This window comes from Actinomyces sp. HMSC075C01 (assembly GCF_001812965.1).
Lineage (GTDB): Bacteria > Actinomycetota > Actinomycetes > Actinomycetales > Actinomycetaceae > Actinomyces > Actinomyces acetigenes.
Map to the genome: position 1 here is coordinate 1 of NZ_KV810910.1, position 611 is coordinate 611.

The 611-nt window shown below is 65.0% G+C and carries 1 pseudogene; it reads left to right on the forward strand.

The window, feature by feature from the left end:
* Positions 1 to 603 (forward strand): annotated as a pseudogene (locus HMPREF2883_RS15325) (OmpA family protein); the annotation flags it as partial.
* Positions 604 to 611 lie beyond the last annotated feature (8 nt).

Sequence of the window (611 nt, forward strand, 5' to 3'; positions counted from 1 at the left end):
CCGCCTCACCAACATCCCCATCAAGAACAGCTGAAAGGACCCATCCCGATGCGTCGTCGTGTGTTTCTGACCGGATCGATCCTGACCGGTGTGGGCTTGCCGCTGCTGGCCGGGTGCAAGCTCCCCTGGCGGTCGAAGCGTCAGGCCGGCACAGCCTCGGCGTCGGCGGGCAAGGCATCGGGCGTGCCTGCGGCGTCGGGTGCGCCGCAGGGCTGGCAGGAGCTCGACGCTCACGTCATGGGTCATCACCTGGGGTTTCAGGTCTCGCCGCTGGTGCGCCGCGATGCGAAGACCACCGTGCTGGCCCTGAAGCTGACTCGGGCCAAGGACGACCCCGCAGTCAAGGACATCGCTGAGTCCTCCACTGACGGGGACAGCAATGTCTTTGAAGGGTCCCGGCCTTTGTCTCGCCTCGGCGGCTACAAGGCCTTTGAGCCGGCTGCGGGTGGGGTGCGTCTGCTGGATCTGTCCACCAACCGGGTGTGGGTGGCCACCACCGGTGTGGAGAACAAGGTCAAGGACAACTACAACAAGCTGGCGCTCAAGCCGGGGGAGTCCACCAGCTGCTTCGTGCTCTTCGAGCGTGTTCAATGGTTTGTGTAAGCCCCTCC